At 49.1% G+C, this 19,668-nt stretch carries 23 protein-coding genes; 5 read left to right on the top strand and 18 right to left on the bottom strand.

The window, feature by feature from the left end:
* Positions 1-7 precede the first annotated feature (7 nt).
* Genes EL268_RS09805 through EL268_RS09795 form a run of 3 tightly spaced genes read right to left on the bottom strand, consistent with a single transcriptional unit; the run spans position 8 to position 2,115 of the window.
* Entirely contained in the window at positions 8-955 is a 948-nt protein-coding gene (locus EL268_RS09805; protein ID WP_106653746.1) for a 3'-5' exoribonuclease YhaM family protein, read from the bottom strand.
* Between the two features lie 19 nt (positions 956-974).
* On the bottom strand, positions 975-1,493 hold the full coding sequence (locus EL268_RS09800) for a YkvA family protein (RefSeq protein ID WP_106653747.1): 519 nt from the start codon (positions 1,491-1,493) through the stop codon (positions 975-977).
* Positions 1,486-2,115, bottom strand: a complete 630-nt coding sequence (locus EL268_RS09795; protein ID WP_106653781.1) for a DedA family protein — start codon at positions 2,113-2,115, stop codon at positions 1,486-1,488. The genes EL268_RS09800 and EL268_RS09795 overlap by 8 nt, the downstream gene beginning before the upstream one ends.
* A 211-nt stretch (positions 2,116-2,326) precedes the next feature.
* Between EL268_RS09795 and EL268_RS09790 the strand changes: the two genes are divergently transcribed.
* The gene (locus EL268_RS09790; protein ID WP_106653748.1) at positions 2,327-2,812 is read left to right on the top strand and encodes a DUF2062 domain-containing protein; all 486 of its coding nucleotides are present in this window, start codon (positions 2,327-2,329) and stop codon (positions 2,810-2,812) included.
* A 64-nt stretch (positions 2,813-2,876) separates the two neighbouring features.
* On the opposite strand, the gene EL268_RS09785 is transcribed toward EL268_RS09790, so the two are convergent.
* The 3 genes from EL268_RS09785 to nadE form a co-directional block, all read right to left on the bottom strand.
* Positions 2,877-3,098, bottom strand: a complete 222-nt coding sequence (locus tag EL268_RS09785; RefSeq protein WP_048033928.1) for a hypothetical protein — start codon at positions 3,096-3,098, stop codon at positions 2,877-2,879.
* Between the two features lie 64 nt (positions 3,099-3,162).
* Complete coding sequence (locus EL268_RS09780) at positions 3,163-3,987, bottom strand: MBL fold metallo-hydrolase (protein ID WP_106653749.1); 825 nt, start codon at positions 3,985-3,987, stop codon at positions 3,163-3,165.
* A gap of 2 nt (positions 3,988-3,989) precedes the next feature.
* On the bottom strand, positions 3,990-4,742 hold the full coding sequence (gene nadE / locus EL268_RS09775) for an NAD(+) synthase (protein ID WP_106653750.1): 753 nt from the start codon (positions 4,740-4,742) through the stop codon (positions 3,990-3,992).
* A gap of 132 nt (positions 4,743-4,874) precedes the next feature.
* Between nadE and map the strand changes: the two genes are divergently transcribed.
* The 3 genes from map to EL268_RS09760 all read left to right on the top strand — a co-directional run bounded on the left by map (position 4,875) and on the right by EL268_RS09760 (position 7,437).
* The gene (gene map, locus EL268_RS09770) at positions 4,875-5,621 is read left to right on the top strand and encodes a type I methionyl aminopeptidase (RefSeq protein WP_106653751.1); all 747 of its coding nucleotides are present in this window, start codon (positions 4,875-4,877) and stop codon (positions 5,619-5,621) included.
* Positions 5,622-5,800: 179 nt separating this feature from the next.
* Complete coding sequence (locus tag EL268_RS09765; protein ID WP_106653752.1) at positions 5,801-6,826, top strand: LLM class flavin-dependent oxidoreductase; 1,026 nt, start codon at positions 5,801-5,803, stop codon at positions 6,824-6,826.
* A 14-nt stretch (positions 6,827-6,840) separates the two neighbouring features.
* A complete protein-coding gene (locus tag EL268_RS09760) occupies positions 6,841-7,437 on the top strand; it encodes a TetR/AcrR family transcriptional regulator (protein ID WP_106653753.1) in 597 nt (198 codons plus the stop codon).
* Between the two features lie 65 nt (positions 7,438-7,502).
* On the opposite strand, the gene EL268_RS09755 is transcribed toward EL268_RS09760, so the two are convergent.
* From EL268_RS09755 to EL268_RS09700, 12 genes are all read right to left on the bottom strand, one after another.
* Positions 7,503-7,682 carry a hypothetical protein gene (locus EL268_RS09755; RefSeq protein WP_106653754.1) on the bottom strand — a complete coding sequence of 60 codons (180 nt, stop codon included), beginning with the start codon at positions 7,680-7,682 and terminating at the stop codon, positions 7,503-7,505.
* Positions 7,683-7,830: 148 nt separating this feature from the next.
* Entirely contained in the window at positions 7,831-8,178 is a 348-nt protein-coding gene (locus EL268_RS09750; RefSeq protein WP_082517145.1) for a PspC domain-containing protein, read from the bottom strand.
* 116 nt (positions 8,179-8,294) lie between these two features.
* A complete protein-coding gene (locus tag EL268_RS09745; RefSeq protein ID WP_106653755.1) occupies positions 8,295-8,915 on the bottom strand; it encodes a flavin reductase family protein in 621 nt (206 codons plus the stop codon).
* Positions 8,916-8,934: 19 nt separating this feature from the next.
* The gene (locus EL268_RS09740) at positions 8,935-10,095 is read right to left on the bottom strand and encodes a homogentisate 1,2-dioxygenase (RefSeq protein WP_106653756.1); all 1,161 of its coding nucleotides are present in this window, start codon (positions 10,093-10,095) and stop codon (positions 8,935-8,937) included.
* 26 nt (positions 10,096-10,121) lie between these two features.
* Complete coding sequence (locus EL268_RS09735) at positions 10,122-11,039, bottom strand: fumarylacetoacetate hydrolase family protein (RefSeq protein ID WP_106653757.1); 918 nt, start codon at positions 11,037-11,039, stop codon at positions 10,122-10,124.
* A gap of 281 nt (positions 11,040-11,320) precedes the next feature.
* Positions 11,321-12,241, bottom strand: coding sequence for an RluA family pseudouridine synthase (locus tag EL268_RS09730; protein WP_106653758.1), 921 nt, complete (start codon positions 12,239-12,241; stop codon positions 11,321-11,323).
* 85 nt (positions 12,242-12,326) lie between these two features.
* Positions 12,327-12,806, bottom strand: a complete 480-nt coding sequence (locus EL268_RS09725; protein ID WP_106653759.1) for a hypothetical protein — start codon at positions 12,804-12,806, stop codon at positions 12,327-12,329.
* Between the two features lie 73 nt (positions 12,807-12,879).
* Entirely contained in the window at positions 12,880-13,584 is a 705-nt protein-coding gene (locus EL268_RS09720) for an MBL fold metallo-hydrolase (RefSeq protein ID WP_106653760.1), read from the bottom strand.
* Between the two features lie 7 nt (positions 13,585-13,591).
* Positions 13,592-14,221, bottom strand: coding sequence for a TetR/AcrR family transcriptional regulator (locus EL268_RS09715; RefSeq protein WP_106653761.1), 630 nt, complete (start codon positions 14,219-14,221; stop codon positions 13,592-13,594).
* A gap of 185 nt (positions 14,222-14,406) precedes the next feature.
* On the bottom strand, positions 14,407-14,928 hold the full coding sequence (tpx, locus tag EL268_RS09710) for a thiol peroxidase (protein ID WP_048033942.1): 522 nt from the start codon (positions 14,926-14,928) through the stop codon (positions 14,407-14,409).
* An 87-nt stretch (positions 14,929-15,015) separates the two neighbouring features.
* The gene (locus tag EL268_RS09705) at positions 15,016-15,549 is read right to left on the bottom strand and encodes a hypothetical protein (protein ID WP_106653762.1); all 534 of its coding nucleotides are present in this window, start codon (positions 15,547-15,549) and stop codon (positions 15,016-15,018) included.
* 49 nt (positions 15,550-15,598) lie between these two features.
* On the bottom strand, positions 15,599-16,042 hold the full coding sequence (locus EL268_RS09700) for a gamma-glutamylcyclotransferase family protein (protein WP_106653763.1): 444 nt from the start codon (positions 16,040-16,042) through the stop codon (positions 15,599-15,601).
* A 111-nt stretch (positions 16,043-16,153) separates the two neighbouring features.
* Between EL268_RS09700 and pyc the strand changes: the two genes are divergently transcribed.
* The gene (gene pyc / locus EL268_RS09695) at positions 16,154-19,600 is read left to right on the top strand and encodes a pyruvate carboxylase (protein WP_106653764.1); all 3,447 of its coding nucleotides are present in this window, start codon (positions 16,154-16,156) and stop codon (positions 19,598-19,600) included.
* The last annotated feature ends 68 nt before the right edge of the window (positions 19,601-19,668 follow it).

Genomic DNA, 19,668 nt, shown 5'->3' with positions numbered 1-19,668 from the left:
GTATGAATTAATACCCGCGCCAGACTTTTCGTCTAAGCACGCCAGCGTACGCCCATTCCTCTTCTTCCGGCATGTCCGCTAGAGTTTGGCTCAAAGCGTTCATTTTGCTGTCGATCTGGTCTAGGTAATGGAACATGACAGCTGTAGGCGTTTTTCCAGATACAGCACTGCCCCAGCCATTCTCTACCTCTCCATGATGACTCAAAATGCAATGCTTCAAGTGCAGAACCTCCGCGTCCCCTAAAGAAATATCTAGGTTGCGGCAAATGCCGCTCACCATCTCGACTCCCATAACCAGGTGACCAATTAACTGACCTGGCGTTGTGTAATCCGGGGCGATGGGGTCAGACAGCTCGTATAGTTTTCCAATATCGTGCAAGATACAAGTCGCAATCAGTACATCCCTGTCTACTTGTGGATACAGTGGCAAGAGGCTCTGTGCCGCTGTCAACAGAGAGACAATATGCTCGAGCAAGCCATGATAATAGTTGTGGTGCATGCGAACGCCAGCAGGATAATGGCGAAGGCGATCCTGAATCTCCTCTGTTGCCAGCGCCTCTTGAATAATGGCCTTGAGCGTGGCACTCTGCAGGCTGTCGACTGCATCGGTAAGCTTTGTCCACAGTTCATCTACTGGAACTGGCGAGATCGGAATGAGCGACTCCATCTGAACTTCGTCGGATGCAGCAGCAGGTCTGATCCGTTGAATCACCAGTTGCTTTTTCCCACGATACATTTGGACGGCAGCGTCGATCTTCACGACGACCTTGACGTTGATCCATTCCTTCATTTCTGCATTGACATCCCACAGCTTTGCCATGATCGTACCGGAGCGATCTCCCAGCTCCAGATTCAAGTATTCACTCTGATTACTCGCTACGCCAGCTTCCTTGTTTTTAATCAGGCAAAAAGCGACAACACGCTCTCCCTCTTGATAATCCAATAAATATTTCATCTATTTGTCCCATCCTAGCTTATTTTTTTCGGAACAGGGTTTCTTCCAGCTTTTTCACTATTTTCTTGCCGACTAAATCATCCGCTGATCGAATCACCTTCGTAATGACAGCCAAGAGGTCTTCTTCGCCATTCCAATGCTCACGTACAATCGATTCATCGATATCCACCAAAATCTTGCGCAATGCATAAACAGCCAAAATGACGTCGTCCAGAAGTCCGAAACCGCCGACTAATACCTCCGGAATAAAATCAACCGGGGTGATGAAGTAGGCAACTGCTACACCCGCTAACGCTTTTGATTGAACACCTACGCGCTTGTCCAGCATCAGACGGGCCAAGAGAACAAACAAATCTGGTGCAAGCAAAATAAAGTTGGCTACAGAATCATTGACTCCCTTGTCTTTAATGAACGCTTCGATTTTGTCACGCAATTTATCATAAAATCGCTGATGTTTTTCCGGTAATACGACAGGAACCAGTTCGGTTGGCTTCTGAACTACGGGCAGTAGATTTTCGTTGCTGTTTTCTTCACTCATTCTGATCCCTCCGTAATTGCTTTTTTACTTTTGCCTTGTGTCTAAAATACGACCAGGCTGCAATCAATACGAGCAAAGCGATAAAGAAAATCGCGAGGTTACGGGCAATCAAATTAAACAGCTCATCCCAGCGTTCTCCTAATTGCCAGCCAAGCGTCACGAAAAGCAAGCTCCAAAAAAGCCCACCCAAATAGGTAAAGAGCATGAAAGTCGGAAATGGCAGTCGCGTGATCCCGGCAAAATAGGCCGTAAACTGACGAACACCTGGGATGAAATAACCTAGCGGAAGCGCCCATTTGCCGACGCGATTAAACCACTCTTCCGTTTTTTTGTAAACGGTATAGCCCATTCCCAGCCGTTTCCCATATCGTTCGAGAAAAGGGTAGCCTAATGTTCTGCCGATCCAGTATGCCACCGTCATTGCTGTAACGGAACCGAGAAAGCAGACGAAAAAAGTAGGCCAAAATTCCAATTTTCCCGTTGAGACAAGAAATCCAGAAAAAACGAGCAGCGTTTCTTCAGGCAAGGGCATCCCCAAAATTCCTAGAAAGAACAATCCAAACAAGGCACCATACCCATATTGCGTAATATAGTCACCGAAGGTTCCCATTACATCTTCCACGAATGTCACCACTTTTCCAGCAAGCTGCCCTCTTCCATTATGCCAAAAGAAAGGCGCATTCACAAATCAGAGCTCGTATGACAACTATTAATTTTTGCCAACTTGGAGATACTCTACAACATCAACCGAAAAACGAATCCAGCTTCACCATTCGCCTTACCCTTTGGGGATTTACAGACAAATGACTTGGGACAAACGAGGGATAGCACGGATGTGGAAAAAAACATATCGAAAGCTAAAATTCGAATACTACAAGGTGCTGAGAATGAAAGGGGCTCCAGCTTTTGTCGCCCGTGGATTTTTGCTCGGAATCTTCATCGAGTTCATAACGCTGCCTACTTTTGGCATCGCGTTTTTGTTGCTTTTCCCGCTTTGCAAGCTGTTTCGGGCCAGTTTGCCCGCTGCTTTGGTTGCGTTTGTCATCGGAAAGCTCATCTTACCGCTTTTCATCCTTTTCAATTACAATATTGGATACGTGTTGATCGGCAAACCGTTACAAGGACATTTGATCCATCCCGAGCCTGGAATGCAATGGCTTGTCTGGGTGAAAGAAAAAGGACTTGCCTATTTTACCGGGAGTGTCATCATGGGGCTTTTTGTCGCGTTCGCGAGCTACTTTCTCGTGTTAATAGGCCTTCAATTGTATCGCCGCAAGAAATTACGGCGCTCATTGCCTGAAGAAAGTCCTACCCCTTAATCGCTCGAACGAAAAAGACCGGTCCGACAATCGAATGTCAGTCCGGTCTTTTTTGCTCGCAATGTTATGCAAAGTAGCCTTGATCGTGCAGGTGCTCCATGATTTCGGCAACAGTTTTGTCTTCTTTCAAGAGCTCTACGGTTACTTCCACTTGCTCTGGGGACAAACCGTTCGCTCCGAGGCTTTCCTTGATCAACACGTCGTTAGGGCGACGGAAGTACGTTTGCAACGTACGCTTCACACGTCCTTCCAGACTTGTTCTCAGCATCAATTCAGTCGTAGACATCTGTTCCACCTCTTTCCTAGAAAGATTTGCGTAACCCCTATTATCTTATAAAACCGTGGAATAATCAACCTTTCTGCGAAATAGCTTCCTTGCATAGTTGATCCCGGTTTTGGTCATGGGAAGAACGGAGATGTTCATCGATCGATACACCATTATACGTCAGTTGGGAAAACTGCTCTCCCAGTACATCTTCCTCTATGTTATTGGCGATACCCTCGAAAACAACTGCACGTGCATCCAACAAGTACTGGCGATCGCGTTCAATCCGATGCAGGATTTCCTCGCGTCCTTTTGCAGGTACTCCGTGTCCAGGAATGACTTCTTCCACTTCTCCTTGAAGGACCAACCGCTCAAGCTTTTCCAGACTCTCCAAATAGGCACTGCTGTCGTCAATAAACGGGAACTCCAAATTCGATAGCATGTCACCGACAACAAGCAGCTTCTGTTCCCGGAACAAGGTCGCCATCTGATCGGGTGTATGTCCTGGTACAGGCAGGAAAAAGACTTCCTGCCAATCTTGGGCATCCTCCACAAGTTTCGTGAATGTCGGCATTCCTACTTCATACGATCTGACCACGTAATACGACCCGTCAAACCGTTTCGCCTTGTTCAGCTTCTGCTCAATCCGTCCATCTGTGAGGATTTCCTTTTGTGCAATGATTGTGGCATCCGGAAATTTGCCGATTCCGACAACATGATCCCAATCTCCGTGAGTTAGGACGAGAATAAGCTCTCTTCCGTTCCTCTCCCTTCGCACATAGTCAGCAATCGCCTCTATCTCGTGGGGAAAATAGGCTGGATCAAACAAGTAGAGACGTTGCTCAGTTGATACGACTGCACTGGTCGTTTGCCACAGACAACTTGTAAACAGCTTGTAGGATTGTGCCATATCTATATGCCTGGCATGATGTTGCGCTTATGCTCAGAGATTCGATGCAGGTAATCAATGCGTTCTTTGGCTTCCGGTCGAGTTTCCCCTGTAATCAGCAAACGATCGAGATCCTCATAGGTGAAACCCATCTCCTGTTCATCCGTCTGCCCTTCCCACAAATCAGCTGAAGGTGGCTTCGTGATGATCTCTCCAGGCACCCCGAGCTCAGCAGCGAGAATTCGCATCTCATGCTTCGTCAGACTTGCTACTGGATTAAAGTCGGCAAGACCGTCGCCACCTTTTGTCATATAGCCGACATAAATCTCGCTGCGATTGCACGTATCCGCTACCAAGTATCCTTTTTGGTTAGCAATGGCATACAGCACTGTCATGCGCAAACGAGCCTTTGTATTTCCCTTTGTTTTGTCATCAAGCCCAAGTACACCCTCGATAGCAGGTACCAAAGCGTTATAGGCAGGCCCTACATCTACCGTGTGCAAATTCAATCCAATCGCTTCAGCAAGTCGCTTGGAATCTGTTTCATGAACGGTTTGCGAGTATGCAGGCAACCAAACGCCAATGACGCGTTCTGAACCCAATGCACGAACACACAGCGCTGCCGTAACGGCACTGTCAATCCCACCAGAGATACCGACGACTGCACCGCCGAGTCCATTTCCGTCAATTTGCTCACGAATAAAGGCAATACGTTTTTCCACGTCTTCTTTTACATGAATCTGGTAGTTCGCCAGATGTTCTTGAAACTTGTCCACGCTACCTACCCCCAGGGTTGATTATTTCTCCCTCATCCTACCATGCCGTTTTCAGTGTGGCAATTGGCGCAGAACGGGACTACACTATATACTATAGAGAGTTCTTGACTAACGAGGAGAAGGAGAGAGTCGATGATTATCCTCAAGACACCTGAAGAAATTGAACTCATGCATGCAGCAGGCAAGATTTTGGCTGCTTGTCATCGTGAGATTGCCAAGATGATTCGTCCAGGCATTTCTACCTGGGAGATTGATCAATTCGTCGAAGAATTTTTGGCTGAAAATGGCGCGACCCCTGAGCAAAAAGGGTTTCATGGATATCCCTATGCCACATGCGGTTCCGTAAATGATGTCATCTGCCATGGCTTCCCGAAAAAAGAGCCTCTGCGTGATGGCGATATCGTCACAATCGACATGGTTGTACGCAAAAACGGTTGGCTGGCTGACTCCGCTTGGTCCTATGAAGTGGGAACGGTGTCCCCGGAAGCGAAAAGACTTCTGGAAGTCACTGAAAAATCGCTGTATCTCGGTATTGAGCAAGCTGTCGTAGGCAATCGGATCGGCGACATTTCCCACGCTATTCAAACGTATGCGCAAGAACAAGGCTACTCCGTCGTGCGCGATTTTACCGGACATGGTATCGGTCAGGAAATGCATGAGGAGCCGTTTGTTCCTCACTTTGGCCCTCCTGGCAGAGGACAACGCCTCAAAGAAGGCATGGTCATTACCATTGAGCCTATGCTGAACATCGGAACGTACCATGCAACGGTCGATGAAGATGGCTGGACAGCACGTACACGAGATGGGAAGCTGTCCGCTCAATACGAGCACACTCTCGCTATTACCGCGGATGGACCTGTTATCTTAACCAAACAATAAGGATGTACGAAAAGCCCTTGCATTGTCAGGGCTTTTTCTTTTTCTCCCAATGTGCCCGGTCGCACATTCAAACGTTGACACCCCTTCTTCCGCTCCGTATGATGCAAGTACGCTTTGTTACTACTCAGTAACAAATTGATCAGACCAGCAACCGCTAAGCACAAGGAGGGTTTCATCCCATGTCCGATACAAACTCATCTAAGCAACTACGCGATATCCCATTGTCCGTTCTCGATTTAGCACCCATTACGGAGGGTAGCAACGCTGCTGAATCGTACAAAAACAGTCTCAATCTGGCGCAACAGGTGGAAAAATGGGGCTTTACACGTTACTGGCTCGCCGAACACCACGCAATGCCCAGCGTAGCCAGCTCTGCCACTTCCGTTCTCATCGGTCACATTGCCGGTGGCACCAGCAAAATCCGTGTGGGTTCAGGCGGCATAATGCTGCCCAACCATGCTCCACTCGTGATCGCTGAGCAATTCGGGACACTGGAGTCTCTCTATCCTGGCCGGATCGACTTAGGTCTTGGACGCGCACCCGGAGCGGACCAACGAACAGCACGTGCGCTACGCCGCGATTTGCGGATTGGTGGAGAAGATTTCCCGGAGTTATTGGAAGAGCTGCGTGAATATCTTCGTCCACGAACAACCGAGTCGGCATCTGCCATCCGCGCTATCCCTGGCGAAGGTTTGAACATCCCGATCTGGCTGCTCGGTTCGAGCGATTTCTCAGCGCGACTGGCAGGCATGCTCGGATTGCCGTTTGCTTTTGCTGGGCATTTTTCGCCGAACTTTACCTTGCCTGCCTTGCAGACATATCGCCATTGTTTCCGTCCATCGGAAGTGCTGGATCAGCCATATGCCATGGTTGGCGTCAACGTGATGGCAGCCGATACCGATGAGCTTGCAAATCGACTGGCCACCTCCCATTACCAGGCATTCTTAAATCTCGTCCGCGGCGATCTCAAGCCAATCCAACCACCTGTGGACAATATGGATGAGCTATGGAGCGAATTCGAAAAACTGTCTGTCCAAGCACAGCTGCGCTCTTCCATCATCGGCAGCCCTGTTACCGTGAAAAGCAAACTGCAAGAGTTGGTCGATGCCACAGGAGCAGATGAGCTCATGATTACGACGCAAATGTACCACCATGCCGATCGCGTGCGCTCTTTTGAAATTGTCGCCGACGTCTGGAAGTCCTAAATGGGGGATGGTATATGACGGAAGCAAAACGGCCTCGCGTGCCTCGGGAAAAAGCCCAAGAGATCATATTGAACGCTGCGGAAGAATTGTTTTATCAAGAAGGGATCCATGCTGTTAGTGTAGACGCCATCGTCGAGCGTGCCGGAATGAATAAAATGAGCGTCTATCGGCAGTTTTCCTCGAAAACGGACCTGATTCTCGCCTACATGACCCGAAAGCAAGACGCTTTTTGGCAAGAATGGGAAGAAAGCATCGCCAAACATCCCAACCAGCCGCGAGAGCAAATCATTCAGTTTTTTGCTGATCTGGCTGAGCGAGCATCCAATGAGCAATTTCGCGGCTGTTGCTTTATCAATGTAGCTGTAGAGTTTCCTGATCCGGTTCATCCTGTTCGCGAGTTGGTTTGCTCGCATCAGAAACGAATCCGCGACGCTTTTTTGGACCGTACGACTGCCCTTGGTGCTGCGCATCCATGCGAGCTGGCCTATACGCTTATCTTGTTGATGGAAGGTACTTACGCAGATAGCCAGACGTACGGAACCGATAGTGCAGCGATTCGCATGGTTCCTGCCATCGTAGAAAAAGTTTTGGACCAAGCGCTTCACAATTAAAAAAGTGGCTCCCTGCCTTATTCCAGCAGTTGCCACTTCCTCTTTTTGTCGCTCATACAGCTGTTTTAGCGCTGAGCACTGGTCGCATACTTGTCTTGTTTCGCCGTCATCGCTTCTAATTCTTTGACGTCTTGTTCCAAGTCATGGATGTCTTCTTCAATCAGTTTTTTCAGATGTTGCTTTTCCCGCAGGATTTTGCGGGTTTGCTCCAAACGCTGATTCAAATCGAACACGCCGAGATACACTGCTTTTCCCTCCCTATGTAGGTTTTCCACCTTACATGTTATGCAGCGATCACCAGAAGTTGCAGACCATTTTTTTGTGGGGTCAAAATAGGTAAAAGTGAAAAGAGACTTCCCGTGAGCATAAAGCTCTGGAAGTCTCCTATTTGCTTTAGAGTCCTTTGTATTTGCCCAATTCTTCCCGCAGACGATACACTTCCTGTACCAAAGCACGCTTCTCCAGACGGTCAATCTCCTGATCCAAATCGTTCATGCGTGCATGTCCATTATATGGCACATCATGCATCGGGAAGCCGTCAGAAGCGTATGACCACTGCGGTTCCTTCGGCATGATCATCGCCATCAGCAAGTAAAGCAAAATCGGTACTCCTGTAAAAACAGTGAGAACGACAACTCCTACTCGTACCAGCGTAGAGTCAATACGCAAAAATTGTGCAATCCCACCACAAACTCCAAATAACCGTTTATCATGAGAACGGTATAGTCGTCTTTCCATCATTACATTCCACCCTCTCTACAGTATCCGCTTGCCTTGTATCTACAGGATACCCGATAGGCGATTCCGGTAAAATGGTCCGTAGAGGGATTTGTCCTCCGTCGCTGGACGGAGATCAATCATTTGGCAGGTGGCTCATAAACGGGGCGTGGACGATCAAACTGTTCGCCCAGAGTCGCATACGTATGGCCCGCTAATCTGCTAACGGGTGCAAACGCTGCAGCATCAATCCGTCCTGCCTGATACAACTCATCCGCTACATGGACATGCACCACTTCCCCGATAATCAAATCCGAAGTGGTCGGACTACCTAATTCCACAATCTGATGCAGCTTGCACTCAAAATGGATGCGGGATGCACGGAGTCTTGGCACCTTGACGCGAACGGATGGGGCGACTTCCAGCCCCAATGCCTCTACTTCACTGATCTCTGGCGGGTAATCAGCAGAAGTCTGATTGACCGCATCCACATTGTGTACGTCCACCATATTGACCACGAATTCTCCCGTTTGCATGATGTTTCGTGCCGTATCTTTTGGGACGCTCCCCGGCTTTCGCATGACGGCAACCGAAACCATCATCGGCTCAATGCTGGCGACATTAAAATAACTGAAAGGAGCGGCATTGACGATTCCTCCCTCCCCTAACGAGGTGACCCAAGCGATCGGCCTCGGGACGATACATCCGATCAAGAGCTTGTATTTTTCCTGACGTTCGATTTCGTGAATGGCGATTTCCATTGCGATTTTGCACCTCTTCCTATTCCTGGGGTGGCAACCAGCTTGACATGTATGCCTCATCCTCAATTTCCAACGCTTGCTTTGTGACATGAAGCGGGTGGAATGTGTCCAGCATGACAGCCAGCTCCTGCGTTTCTTTTTTCCCAATGCTCGCCTCTACCTTGCCTGGATGCGGCCCGTGAGGAATCCCCATTGGATGCAGGGTGATAGACCCCTCGTATATGCCTTTTCTACTCATAAAATTGCCATCTACGTAGTATAACACCTCGTCACTTTCAACATTACTGTGGTAGTAAGGCGCAGGGATCGCTTGCGGATGATAGTCGTACATCCGCGGAACGAATGAGCAGATGACAAAGTTTTGACCGGCAAAGGTTTGATGGACAGGTGGCGGTTGATGAATGCGTCCAGTAATCGGTTCAAAATCATGAACACTCAGTGCGTACGGATACAAATACCCGTCCCAGCCCACGACATCAAACGGATGGAAATCAAAGAAATAGCTATAGACCACGGACTGGCGTTTGACACGCACCTCGAAGTCTCCGCTTTCCACATGCGTCACCAACTTTTCCGGTACACGAATATCACGTTCGCAAAACGGCGAATGTTCCAATAATTGTCCGTGCTCGTTGCGATAACGCTTTGGTGGCACAATCTCATTCTGGGACTCAATGACGAGGAAACGGCTCTGGACAGAAGGTACAATCCGATAGGTTGTGCCGATCGGAATGACGAGGTAGTCGCCAGGCTTGTAAGTGAGTGTACCGAAAATCGTTTGCAGTTCTCCCTCACCTTGATGGACAAAGACGACTTCATCCCCATCTGCATTGCGATAAAAGTAATCCATCGGCTCTGTCGGTGAGCATACTGCCATGACGACATCGTTATTCCCCAGCAAGTAGCGACGTCCGAAAATCGGGTCCCCGCCCGGCTGAACATCAAACGTTTTAAAATGCTGATGCTTCAAATCAACCTGCTCCACGTATTCCAGGCGGACGTCTGCGTATTTGCGCGTCTCCCTCACTTGGGTAGGCGGATTGTGGTGATATAGAATCGACTGAATTCCGGAAAACCCTTTGGTTCCCATCACTTGCTCACGGTACAGTCCCCCATCCGGCTTATAAAATGTCGTATGCCGCTTTTGTGGAACTTCCCCCATTCGTTGATAAAAAGCCATACGTTCCTTCCTCCTTTTTTTCATCCTTATTCACAAATCGTATTGCGAAGCACACCGAGGCGTTCCACCTCTAGCTCTACTACATCCCCTGGCGCAAGCCAAGCATACTGCTCTGTCCCCAGCTCCAAAATGCAGCCAGTCCCTACTGTTCCCGATCCGATAACATCTCCGGGATACAAGGAACAGTCCTCTGAGGCACGGGCAATCATTTCAGCAAATGTATAGTGAATGTCCTTGAAGTTTCCTTTTGAATACTCCCTACCATTGATACGTGCCACCATCTCCAGATCGTAGCGGCTGCCCTTTTCGCCTGCGATACGTACATCTGCCAGCTCCTCCGGTGTAACCAGCCACGGTCCCATGGACGTTGCGAAGTCTTTGCCCTTCGCTGGCCCTAAGCCGACCTTGACCTCCTCCCGTTGTATATCCCGGGCACTCCAGTCGTTTAAGATACAAAATCCTGCGATGTGCTCTTCCGCTCGTTCAACTGGGATGTTTACTCCTGCTTTTCCAATCACGCAGGCAATTTCCAGCTCATAGTCCAGCCACTCGGTTGCTTTTGGTCTGCGAATATTCGCTTGTGTCCCTGTAAAAGCTGCTGCATTCGAAAAATAAAAGACGGGGAAGTGATACCATTCGGGCACCATCGGAAGTCCGCGTTTGGCTCGCGCTGTCTTCACATGGGCCTCGAAGGCATAAAAGTCTCGGAAGCTGGCGGGACGTGGAAGTGGCGAACCTAGCTCGACTTGCTCATAATCCCAGCCATCCTGTGCCTCGTTTGCTGTTTGGAGATCGGGTAACCAGTTTGCCCACTCCTCGAGCAAACCAAGCACTGTACTCGGTGCTCCCGGGCAAGCCTGTGCAATATCTTTGACTTTTCCTTCGTGCAAGAGCCCCGCTCGCCAAGCATCCCTTTCCCTTTCTCGATAGGAAACCAGCTTCATGAAACCCTCTCCTTCTCTTGGGCAAATAAGAAAACCCAGCTCACCCCCAAGGCAATTCCGGTGCATGACAAATAAAAAGGGGAGCCCTCTTTGTCAAAACGATCCGAAACAGGCATCAGGCGCAAGCTGGGTCTAGTCTGCTACTGAAAAAAATCTTTGCGGGATTTTCCCCCGCAGACAGCCAGCTATTCTCTGTTGTGTTTCCAATGTTTGTAATGAATTTCTTCTATCATATCGAAAACGCTTACAGCTTTCCAGAGGGAAATGACGAAATTTTTCGCCTAGGTCATTTCCTTGCACGGATAATCGGGAAAAAATTGTTGGACTACCTGCTCCATATCACTTGGCAGCGGCTCCTCCCAGCTCATCGGAAGACCGCTGCGCGGATGGACAAAGGATAGCCCCCATGCATGTAAAGCTTGTCTGCCGATATGCTCCCGTTCTCCCCCGTACAGATCATCTCCTGCAAGTGGGTGCCCTTCACTGCTCATATGTACGCGAATCTGATGCGTGCGTCCCGTCTCCAGCTTCACCTCGACAAAACTCATTCCTTCCCCTCGGGCAAGCACACGATAATGGGTAACAGCTGTCTGCCCATCCGGCCTTACCTGTCTGGTGATAAACGAATTTTCCGCAAGGCCAATCGGCGCATCTATCGTACCTTCATCAGACTCCACGATCCCTTGAACGATAGCTCGATAGGTCCGCTGCAGCGTTCTGATCTGCTGCATGCGGCTGAATTGTTCATGCGCCCATTGATTTTTCGCCACGATCATCAAGCCTGATGTATCTTTATCCAAACGGTTCACCGCCCGGAACTTTCTGTGCTCGCCACGCTTTTTCCAATAAGCGATCATCCCGTTTGCCAAAGTTCCACTGGGATGATTTCCTGTCGGATGAACAACCAATCCCGCTGGCTTTGCAATGACCATCAAATCCTCGTCCTCGTAACGGATGGAGAGCGGCATGTCCTCTGGGGCAACAGTCTCTTCCGCCTCTTCTTCAACCATGACGGCTATTTTATCGCCGGCTTGCAATTTTTCATTTACGAATACGAGGACGCCATTCCGTGTAATAGAGCCTTTAAACTTGGCACGAATGAGCAGACGACGCGATACGCCATACCGCTTTTGCAGTACTTCTCGCACGGTTTGCCCTGCATCTGCCTCATCCACCGTGAAGCTTATTAATTCTTCTAGCATGTTGTCTCTCCTTTAAGTCTTCCCTCCCCCTCAGTATAGCAAAAAACGATCATGGCTGTTTGGCCATAACCGTCTGGAGTGTCTATCAGATGTTGTCTTTCACTTCGATGACAAAGGCATGACCTGCATCGCCTTGCGTCCACTGACCGCGAACATCAAACAAATACCAGCCCGGCTGTTCGGGTGCCTTCCACTGATTGCCGTTTTCCACTGCTTGCTCCACTTCTTTCATACCGTTCCATTGGGTTACCTTGAGCGTATTTGCAGTTGGCTGCTGGGCAAAAGTGACGGTCAGCGTCGCCCCGGGCTTTACTTGCAGGGGTGCAGGCTTTTGCTCTGCGATGAGTTCGGGTGGTGCCGCCGTATCCTTGCAGATCGCTTCGCTATTATAGCTCCAGCAGGAAGATGCTGGCACCGTCGCAGCTGTTTTTCCGCTCCATTCAATCACTGGCTGTGGTGGTTCCGCGAGCTGCGAAGTCCCTTGCGCGGATGATCCGTTCCCACACCCCGTCAGCAACAGTGTCGCTATCAAAAATAGTTGACCAATCCATCCTACCTTTTTCATCCAATCACCTCAAACCTATGACGCGAGAAAAAGGGGATTCGTTTCATGCGACTTGGCTCAGTCGATCATTGCCCTATGATTGCCACACACTCGTTGGAATCGAAAAAGTAGTAGAAACCTCTTTCAAATAGTCATCGAGCTGTTCTGCCGGATTATGGATCGGTTTGCCATGGCATACTTCCAAATGGCGTGGTCGCAATTGACGGACGATCAAACTGCTTTTGAGTGCTTGAGCCATATCCGCCGTAAACATCGGCATGGGACGATGCAATCTGCCGCGTTTGGAAGTAAACAAGTCTCCCGCCAAAAGCACTCCATCCTTTTCGTGATAATACACCACATGCCCCGGAGAATGACCGGGTGTCAGATAAGGTTGCAGTCCGCCAATTGGGGCTACATTCCCTTCGGCATCCTCTGGCAAAGGCTGAGCCAAGCCAGGCTGGACGTTTACTTCCAGCTTTTTACGACGAGGATACAGCTCTTTCCCTTCCATATACGGAATCTCGATTCGATGGGCAAAGACTGGTACGGATTCTTCCGCCGCGATTTTTTTAACGGCCCCCACGTGATCCGAATGACCATGCGTCAGCAAAATTCGTTTGAGTGGTCCCGCATTCAACTGCTTGATAAAAGCCATAATCCGTTTCGTCATAAATGGCATCCCTGCATCGACAAGCGTAACGCCATCTTCTTCCCTGACAATCCAGACCCGCAAAGGAATCAATAACCACGCTTTGATACACCAAATGTTCGCCGAGATTTGCTCCACTCTGATCATTCTCTCGTCACTCCCTGTTCCTTATTTTTTGACTTCCTGCGAGAAAAACATCTACAGCTAAAGCGAATGTAGGTGCCAGCCTTTCCATCAAGCTGTCCAACGGTTCTTCGGAATGTGTATACGTACCAACGATGCCGTGCAGCGTGTAGAAGTAAATCCTTGCATGGGCAAGCGCATTTTCTTCCTCCATCTCACTTGGCAAGCATCTCCTTACAGCCTCCCTCAATAAACCAAACAATTGATTGCGCAGCGTTTGCAATTCTTTTTCCGGTTCCTCCACATCGATCCGAGAGGCTTTGATCATGAAGAACAAGGTATACATCGTTCGATTGCGCAAGCAAAAGTGGATGAACTGACTGCTGAGTTCACGCAGGTTCTCTTCTGGTGTTCTTCCGTGTTTGGACAGTGCTTCTTCCATTTGTAGAGTTAAGCTTTGCAACGGTTCCTTGGACAGATGATGAAGCAGTGCTTCTTTGTCCTTGAAATAAATATAGAGGGTTGTATGGGAACAGCCGGCTGCTTTGGCGATTTCCCTGATGGATACCGTATCAAAGCCTCTGGTAGCGAAAAGGTCTGCTGCTGCCGTCAAAATCGCCCGTTTCGTTTCTTCTGAGCGTATTTCTTGTTTGCTTGCCATGTGTGATATTCAGCTCCTTACTTCTTGCAAAACTTTATAACCATCGGTTAGTAACCGTTGGTTATAATATAACCACTGGTTACCAATTCCGTCAAGACTATTTTTTCCATTCGCTGTAAATAAAAAAACCCCCTTTTCGTCACTTGGACAAAAAGGGAGCCTCTTATGAAAAGGATTGTTTTAGCTTACTTCGCAGCTTGTGCAGCAGCAATCGCAGCTTCGTAGTTTGGATGCTCACCAGCAGCAGCCACATACTCCGCGTGTACAACCTTGTCGTTTGCATCGATTACGAATACAGCGCGAGCCAAGAGACGGAATTCTTTGATCGCTACGCCGTAAGCTGTACCGAAGCTCAGATCTTTGTGATCAGATACTGTTTTCACTTTGTCGATACCAGCAGCACCGCACCAGCGGTTTTGCGCGAATGGCAGGTCAACGGAAACAGTCAGAACAGTAACGCCATCCAATTTCGCAGCCTCTTCGTTGAAACGGCGAGTTTGTGCATCGCACACGCCAGTGTCAATGGAAGGGATTACGGAGATGATGCGAACCGTGCCTTTGGAATCTTCCAAAGTTACAGGGGACAGATCGCCACCTACTACAGTAAAGTTAGGAGCAGTATCTCCTACTTTGATTTCAGGACCGAGCAGTGTTACAGGACCACCTTTGAATACAAATGCGCCTTGACGCTCAACAGCAGTTGTCATGATTTCTTCCTCCTCACCAAATCTTTCATATGTACTCAATTATCATACCCTATCATTCACTTTTTTTCACTATGCCAATAGTAGAAATTACAGATTCACTTGCACTTTTTCGCTCCGCTTGGCTTGTACCTCGGCGATTCGTTTCACTTCATGCTCATACTCCCAATCCGTTTTCGCATTCAGCTCATGACAGCGCATCAGCGCATGATAGAGGGCAAATGCGAAGGTAACCTGCTTCATTTCATACCGCGTTCCATGTGCTTTTGGCAATGCCGTGTTGATAATCTCAATTTGATACGTGGCTTTTTCCCGCTTGTCCCTGACTGGCACGATATACCCCATACGCTTTAAGACATGGCCGTAATCGAATTCTCCTTCATCGTCAAAATCAATGGTCTCGTCCGATGTTGCCAAATACTCGAGCAAGGTCCCCATATCCAGCATTTCGAAGCAAGCAGGCTGTGGCATGGACAAAACTGAGCCGTCATTGTTTACAAAATAAATATGGTCGCGATAATGAAAGATCAGTTCATCTTCTGGAACTTCGTCGGGAAACATCCAGTGATTTTGCGGAATCAGGTAACGCCAGATTTGTGCAGGTTCACAATGGAGTAATTCCATGGCAGGGCTCCCTCCTCTTCCCTACCAGTTTTGGCAAAACTAGCACTCGCTATTCAGACAGCTCCTGCATGTAGCGTCGCCAATTCCCATGCGGAATGTGCACCCCTGTTTGCTTGACCAGGTCTCGATCCAAATAACGATAAACGTAGACGTTCACGACCTGACCTGTTCCTTCCAGCGTCGCTGGCACGATAATCCGTTCATATTCATTGCGCGGATCTCCCTCGCCATAGTACGTCTCCAGCTCGTCCAGTCCAGCTAGCGCTTGCTCGTACACGTCAGGGGCAAACGTGACGATCTCCCCCACGACCTCCTGCTCTCCTCCAAGTAATCCCGGATAGCCTGCCTGCAAATGATAGATCTCTCCTTGAATCGTCGCAGGTATTGCCTCATGCTTATACGGTTTGACGTAATTCCTGTAATTACCAAAGCCCTTTAAAAGTGTGCCGTACACAAATACGGGCAGCCTTTCGTTCTGATTGTTCACGTGCATCCATCCTCCTGTATCGAAAAAAGTGTGTCTTGTGTCGAGAAAATTTTGTATATTTGTTCTATATATAATTTTAATACGTCTTTTTTTCCGAGACGTAAGGGGGAGAGAATAATGAAAAAGAGAAAAATCAATCGCCTACTGGTAGCAAACCGCGGTGAGATCGCCATTCGAATCTTCCGTGCAGCAACGGAACTCGGCATACGTACGGTAGCCGTGTACTCCGAGCAGGACAACGTTTCTATCCATCGCTTCAAGGCTGACGAATCTTACTTGGTCGGAGCGGGAAAAGGGCCTATTGAGGCTTACCTTGATATTGAAAGCATCATCGAAATTGCCAAGCGCAACGATATCGATGCCGTTCACCCAGGCTACGGATTCCTTGCCGAAAATGCTGAATTTGCAAAGCGCTGCCAAGAGGAAGGGATCATTTTCATTGGACCATCCCCTGCGCTGATCGACAAATTCGGAGACAAGGTAGAAGCCCGTCGTCTTGCGATTGAAGCGGAAATCCCAGTGATTCCAGGCACTCCAGAGCCAATCGAAACACTCCAAGAGGCGCTTCTCTTTGCCAAAGAATACGGCTACCCCATCATTATTAAAGGCGTATCTGGCGGCGGAGGCCGTGGCATGCGTATCGTCCGCAGTCAGGAGGGATTGCAAGATTCGTTAGATCGTGCACGTTCAGAGGCCCGCTCTTCCTTCGGCAATGCCAAGGTGTATTTGGAGCGATACTTGGAACAGCCCAAACATATCGAGGTCCAAATTCTCGGTGACAACCACGGAAACATCGTCTATCTGTATGAGCGCGATTGCTCTGTTCAACGGCGCCATCAAAAAGTAGTCGAAGTAGCACCGAGCCTATCCTTGGATGACAAGCTGCGTGAAGATATTTGCCAGGCTGCTCTCACTCTCATGAAAAAAGCCGGTTATTCGAACGCTGGTACTGTCGAGTTTTTGTTAACGCCGGACAAGCGTTTTTATTTTATAGAAGTCAATCCACGCATTCAAGTAGAGCATACCATCACGGAGCTCATCACTGGAATCGACATTGTTCAGTCGCAGATTCGCGTAGCCGAGGGTCATGCCCTCTCCGATGAAGAAATTGGCATCCGGGCGCAGAGCGATATCCAGATGAGTGGTTTTGCCATCCAATGCCGCGTCACGACAGAAGACGCAGAAAACAACTTCCTGCCAGATGCCGGTCGCTTGTCCGCCTGGCGTTCCGGTGGAGGCTTCGGAGTAAGGCTCGACGGTGGCAATGGTTATCCAGGTGCGATCATTACCCCGTTTTATGACTCGCTTCTGGTCAAAATCTCCACGTATGGCGCGAGCTTTGATCAAGCCGCTCGCAAAATGCTGCGCACATTGCGTGAGTTCCGTATTCGCGGCGTGAAAACGAACCTGCCGTTTTTAGAAAATGTCGTGACACATCCTGATTTTTTGAGTGGCAACTACGATACGTCGTTTATTGACACCAAACCTGAGTTGTTTATCTTCCCTGGCCGTCAGGACCGAGGTACCAAATTACTATCTTATATCGGAGACACGATTGTCAACGGATATCCGGGTCTCCCTAAATCGGAGAAAAAGCCGCACTTCGACTCGCCTCGCATCCCGCGGACACCATTTACCCAGCCATATCCGGACGGTACCAAGCAAATTCTGGACAAAGAAGGTGCCGACGGTCTGGTACGCTGGATTCAAGCGCAGAAGCAGGTGCTTGTCACAGACACGACATTCCGCGATGCCCACCAGTCTTTGTTTGCTACGCGTGTTCGTACCTACGATCTCGCCTCCATTGCAGAAGCGACAGGCAAGCTCGGTTCTGGTCTCTTCTCGCTGGAGATGTGGGGCGGCGCTACTTTTGACACGACGATGCGCTTTTTGCAGGAATCTCCTTGGGAGCGACTGCAAATTCTCCGCCAGCGCATACCGAATGTCCTGTTCCAAATGCTCTTGCGCGGAGCAAATGGCGTAGGCTACACCAATTACCCGGATAATGCGATTCACGCCTTCGTCAAAGCATCTGCTGAAAATGGCATTGATGTCTTCCGGATCTTTGACAGCCTGAACTGGCTTCCCGGGATGCAAACAGCCATTGAAGCCGTACGTGAATCTGGCAAGGTAGCTGAAGCAGCGATTTGCTACACCGGAGATATTCTGGACCCGACCAAGACCAAATACACCTTGGCCTACTATGTCAATCTGGCTAAGGAATTGGAAAAAGCAGGTGCTCATATTCTCGCGATCAAGGATATGGCAGGTCTTTTGAAGCCGTATGCTGCTTATTCACTCGTCTCTGCTTTAAAACAAGAAATCAGCATTCCGATCCATCTGCACACTCATGATACGTCAGGAAACGCTGGGGCTATGCTTCTAAAAGCAATCGAAGCAGGCGTGGATATCGTCGATGCTTGCGTCAGCTCGATGTCTGGACTCACTTCCCAGCCAAGCTTGAACGGGTTGATCGCGAGCCTAGCCCACACAGAGCGTGAAACTGGCTTATCTCTTGAATCGTTCAACAAGTTGTCTGATTACTGGGAGGATGTTCGTCCGTACTACCAAGGTTTTGAAAGCGGCATGAAAGCGAGCAACACGGAGGTGTACGTGCACGAAATGCCTGGAGGCCAATACACCAATCTGGAACAGCAAGCCAAAGCGGTTGGTCTGGAAGGCCGTTGGGACGAAGTGAAGCACATGTATGCTGTCGTCAATCAAATGTGTGGCGACATCGTAAAAGTGACCCCGTCTTCCAAGGTCGTCGGTGATATGGCACTGTTTATGGTCCAAAACAACTTAAATGAGGAAAACATTTGGGAGAAAGGCACACGCCTCGACTTTCCGGATTCCGTCATTCAATTTTTCCAAGGGTATCTTGGCCAACCGCCAGGCGGATTCCCGAAGAAGTTGCAGGAGCTCGTGCTCAAAGGTCGCGATGCCTTTACTGCACGTCCGGGTGAATTGCTTGCACCCATTGACTTTACGCAAGTTGCTGCTGAGCTGGAAGCCAAAATCGGACGTGAGCCCAGTCATTTAGACGTCCTGTCCTATATCATGTATCCGCAAGTCTATTTGCAATTTGAACAGCGCCTGAAGGAATACGGTGACCTGTCGGTATTGAATACGGGAACGTTTTTCTACGGATTGCGTCCAGGTGAGGAAACTGCCATTACGATCGAGCGCGGTAAAACGCTGATTATCAAGCTGGTTGCAGTTGGCGAGCTTCATCCAGATGGCCGTCGCATCATCTATTTTGAACTGAACGGACAGCCACGCGAAATTTTCATCCGTGACCAGTCTGCGAAAGTCTCTGAACTGATCCGCCGAAAAGCAGAAGCGCAAAACCCTGCCCACCTCGGTGCCTCCATGCCAGGGAAAGTACTCAAGGTACTTGTAGCTGAAGGTGACAAGGTGCGTAAAGGGGAGCATCTTTTGGTGAGTGAAGCGATGAAAATGGAAACGACCATTCAGGCCCCGCTCGACGGAAAAATTAAAGCCGTCTATGTGAAAGCAGGCGAAGCCATTCAAACTGGCGATCTGCTCATTGAAATGGAGTAAGCATCGTCTATAATAGGAGATAGTAAATTGTTCCTGGGGATTCATTCCATTTACTTGTGAGGAGGTGA

It is taken from the genome of Brevibacillus brevis (assembly GCF_900637055.1).
Taxonomy (GTDB): Bacteria; Bacillota; Bacilli; order Brevibacillales; family Brevibacillaceae; genus Brevibacillus; species Brevibacillus brevis.
Note: the sequence above shows the minus strand (reverse complement) of the source record. Positions and strands in the feature narration are given on the sequence as shown.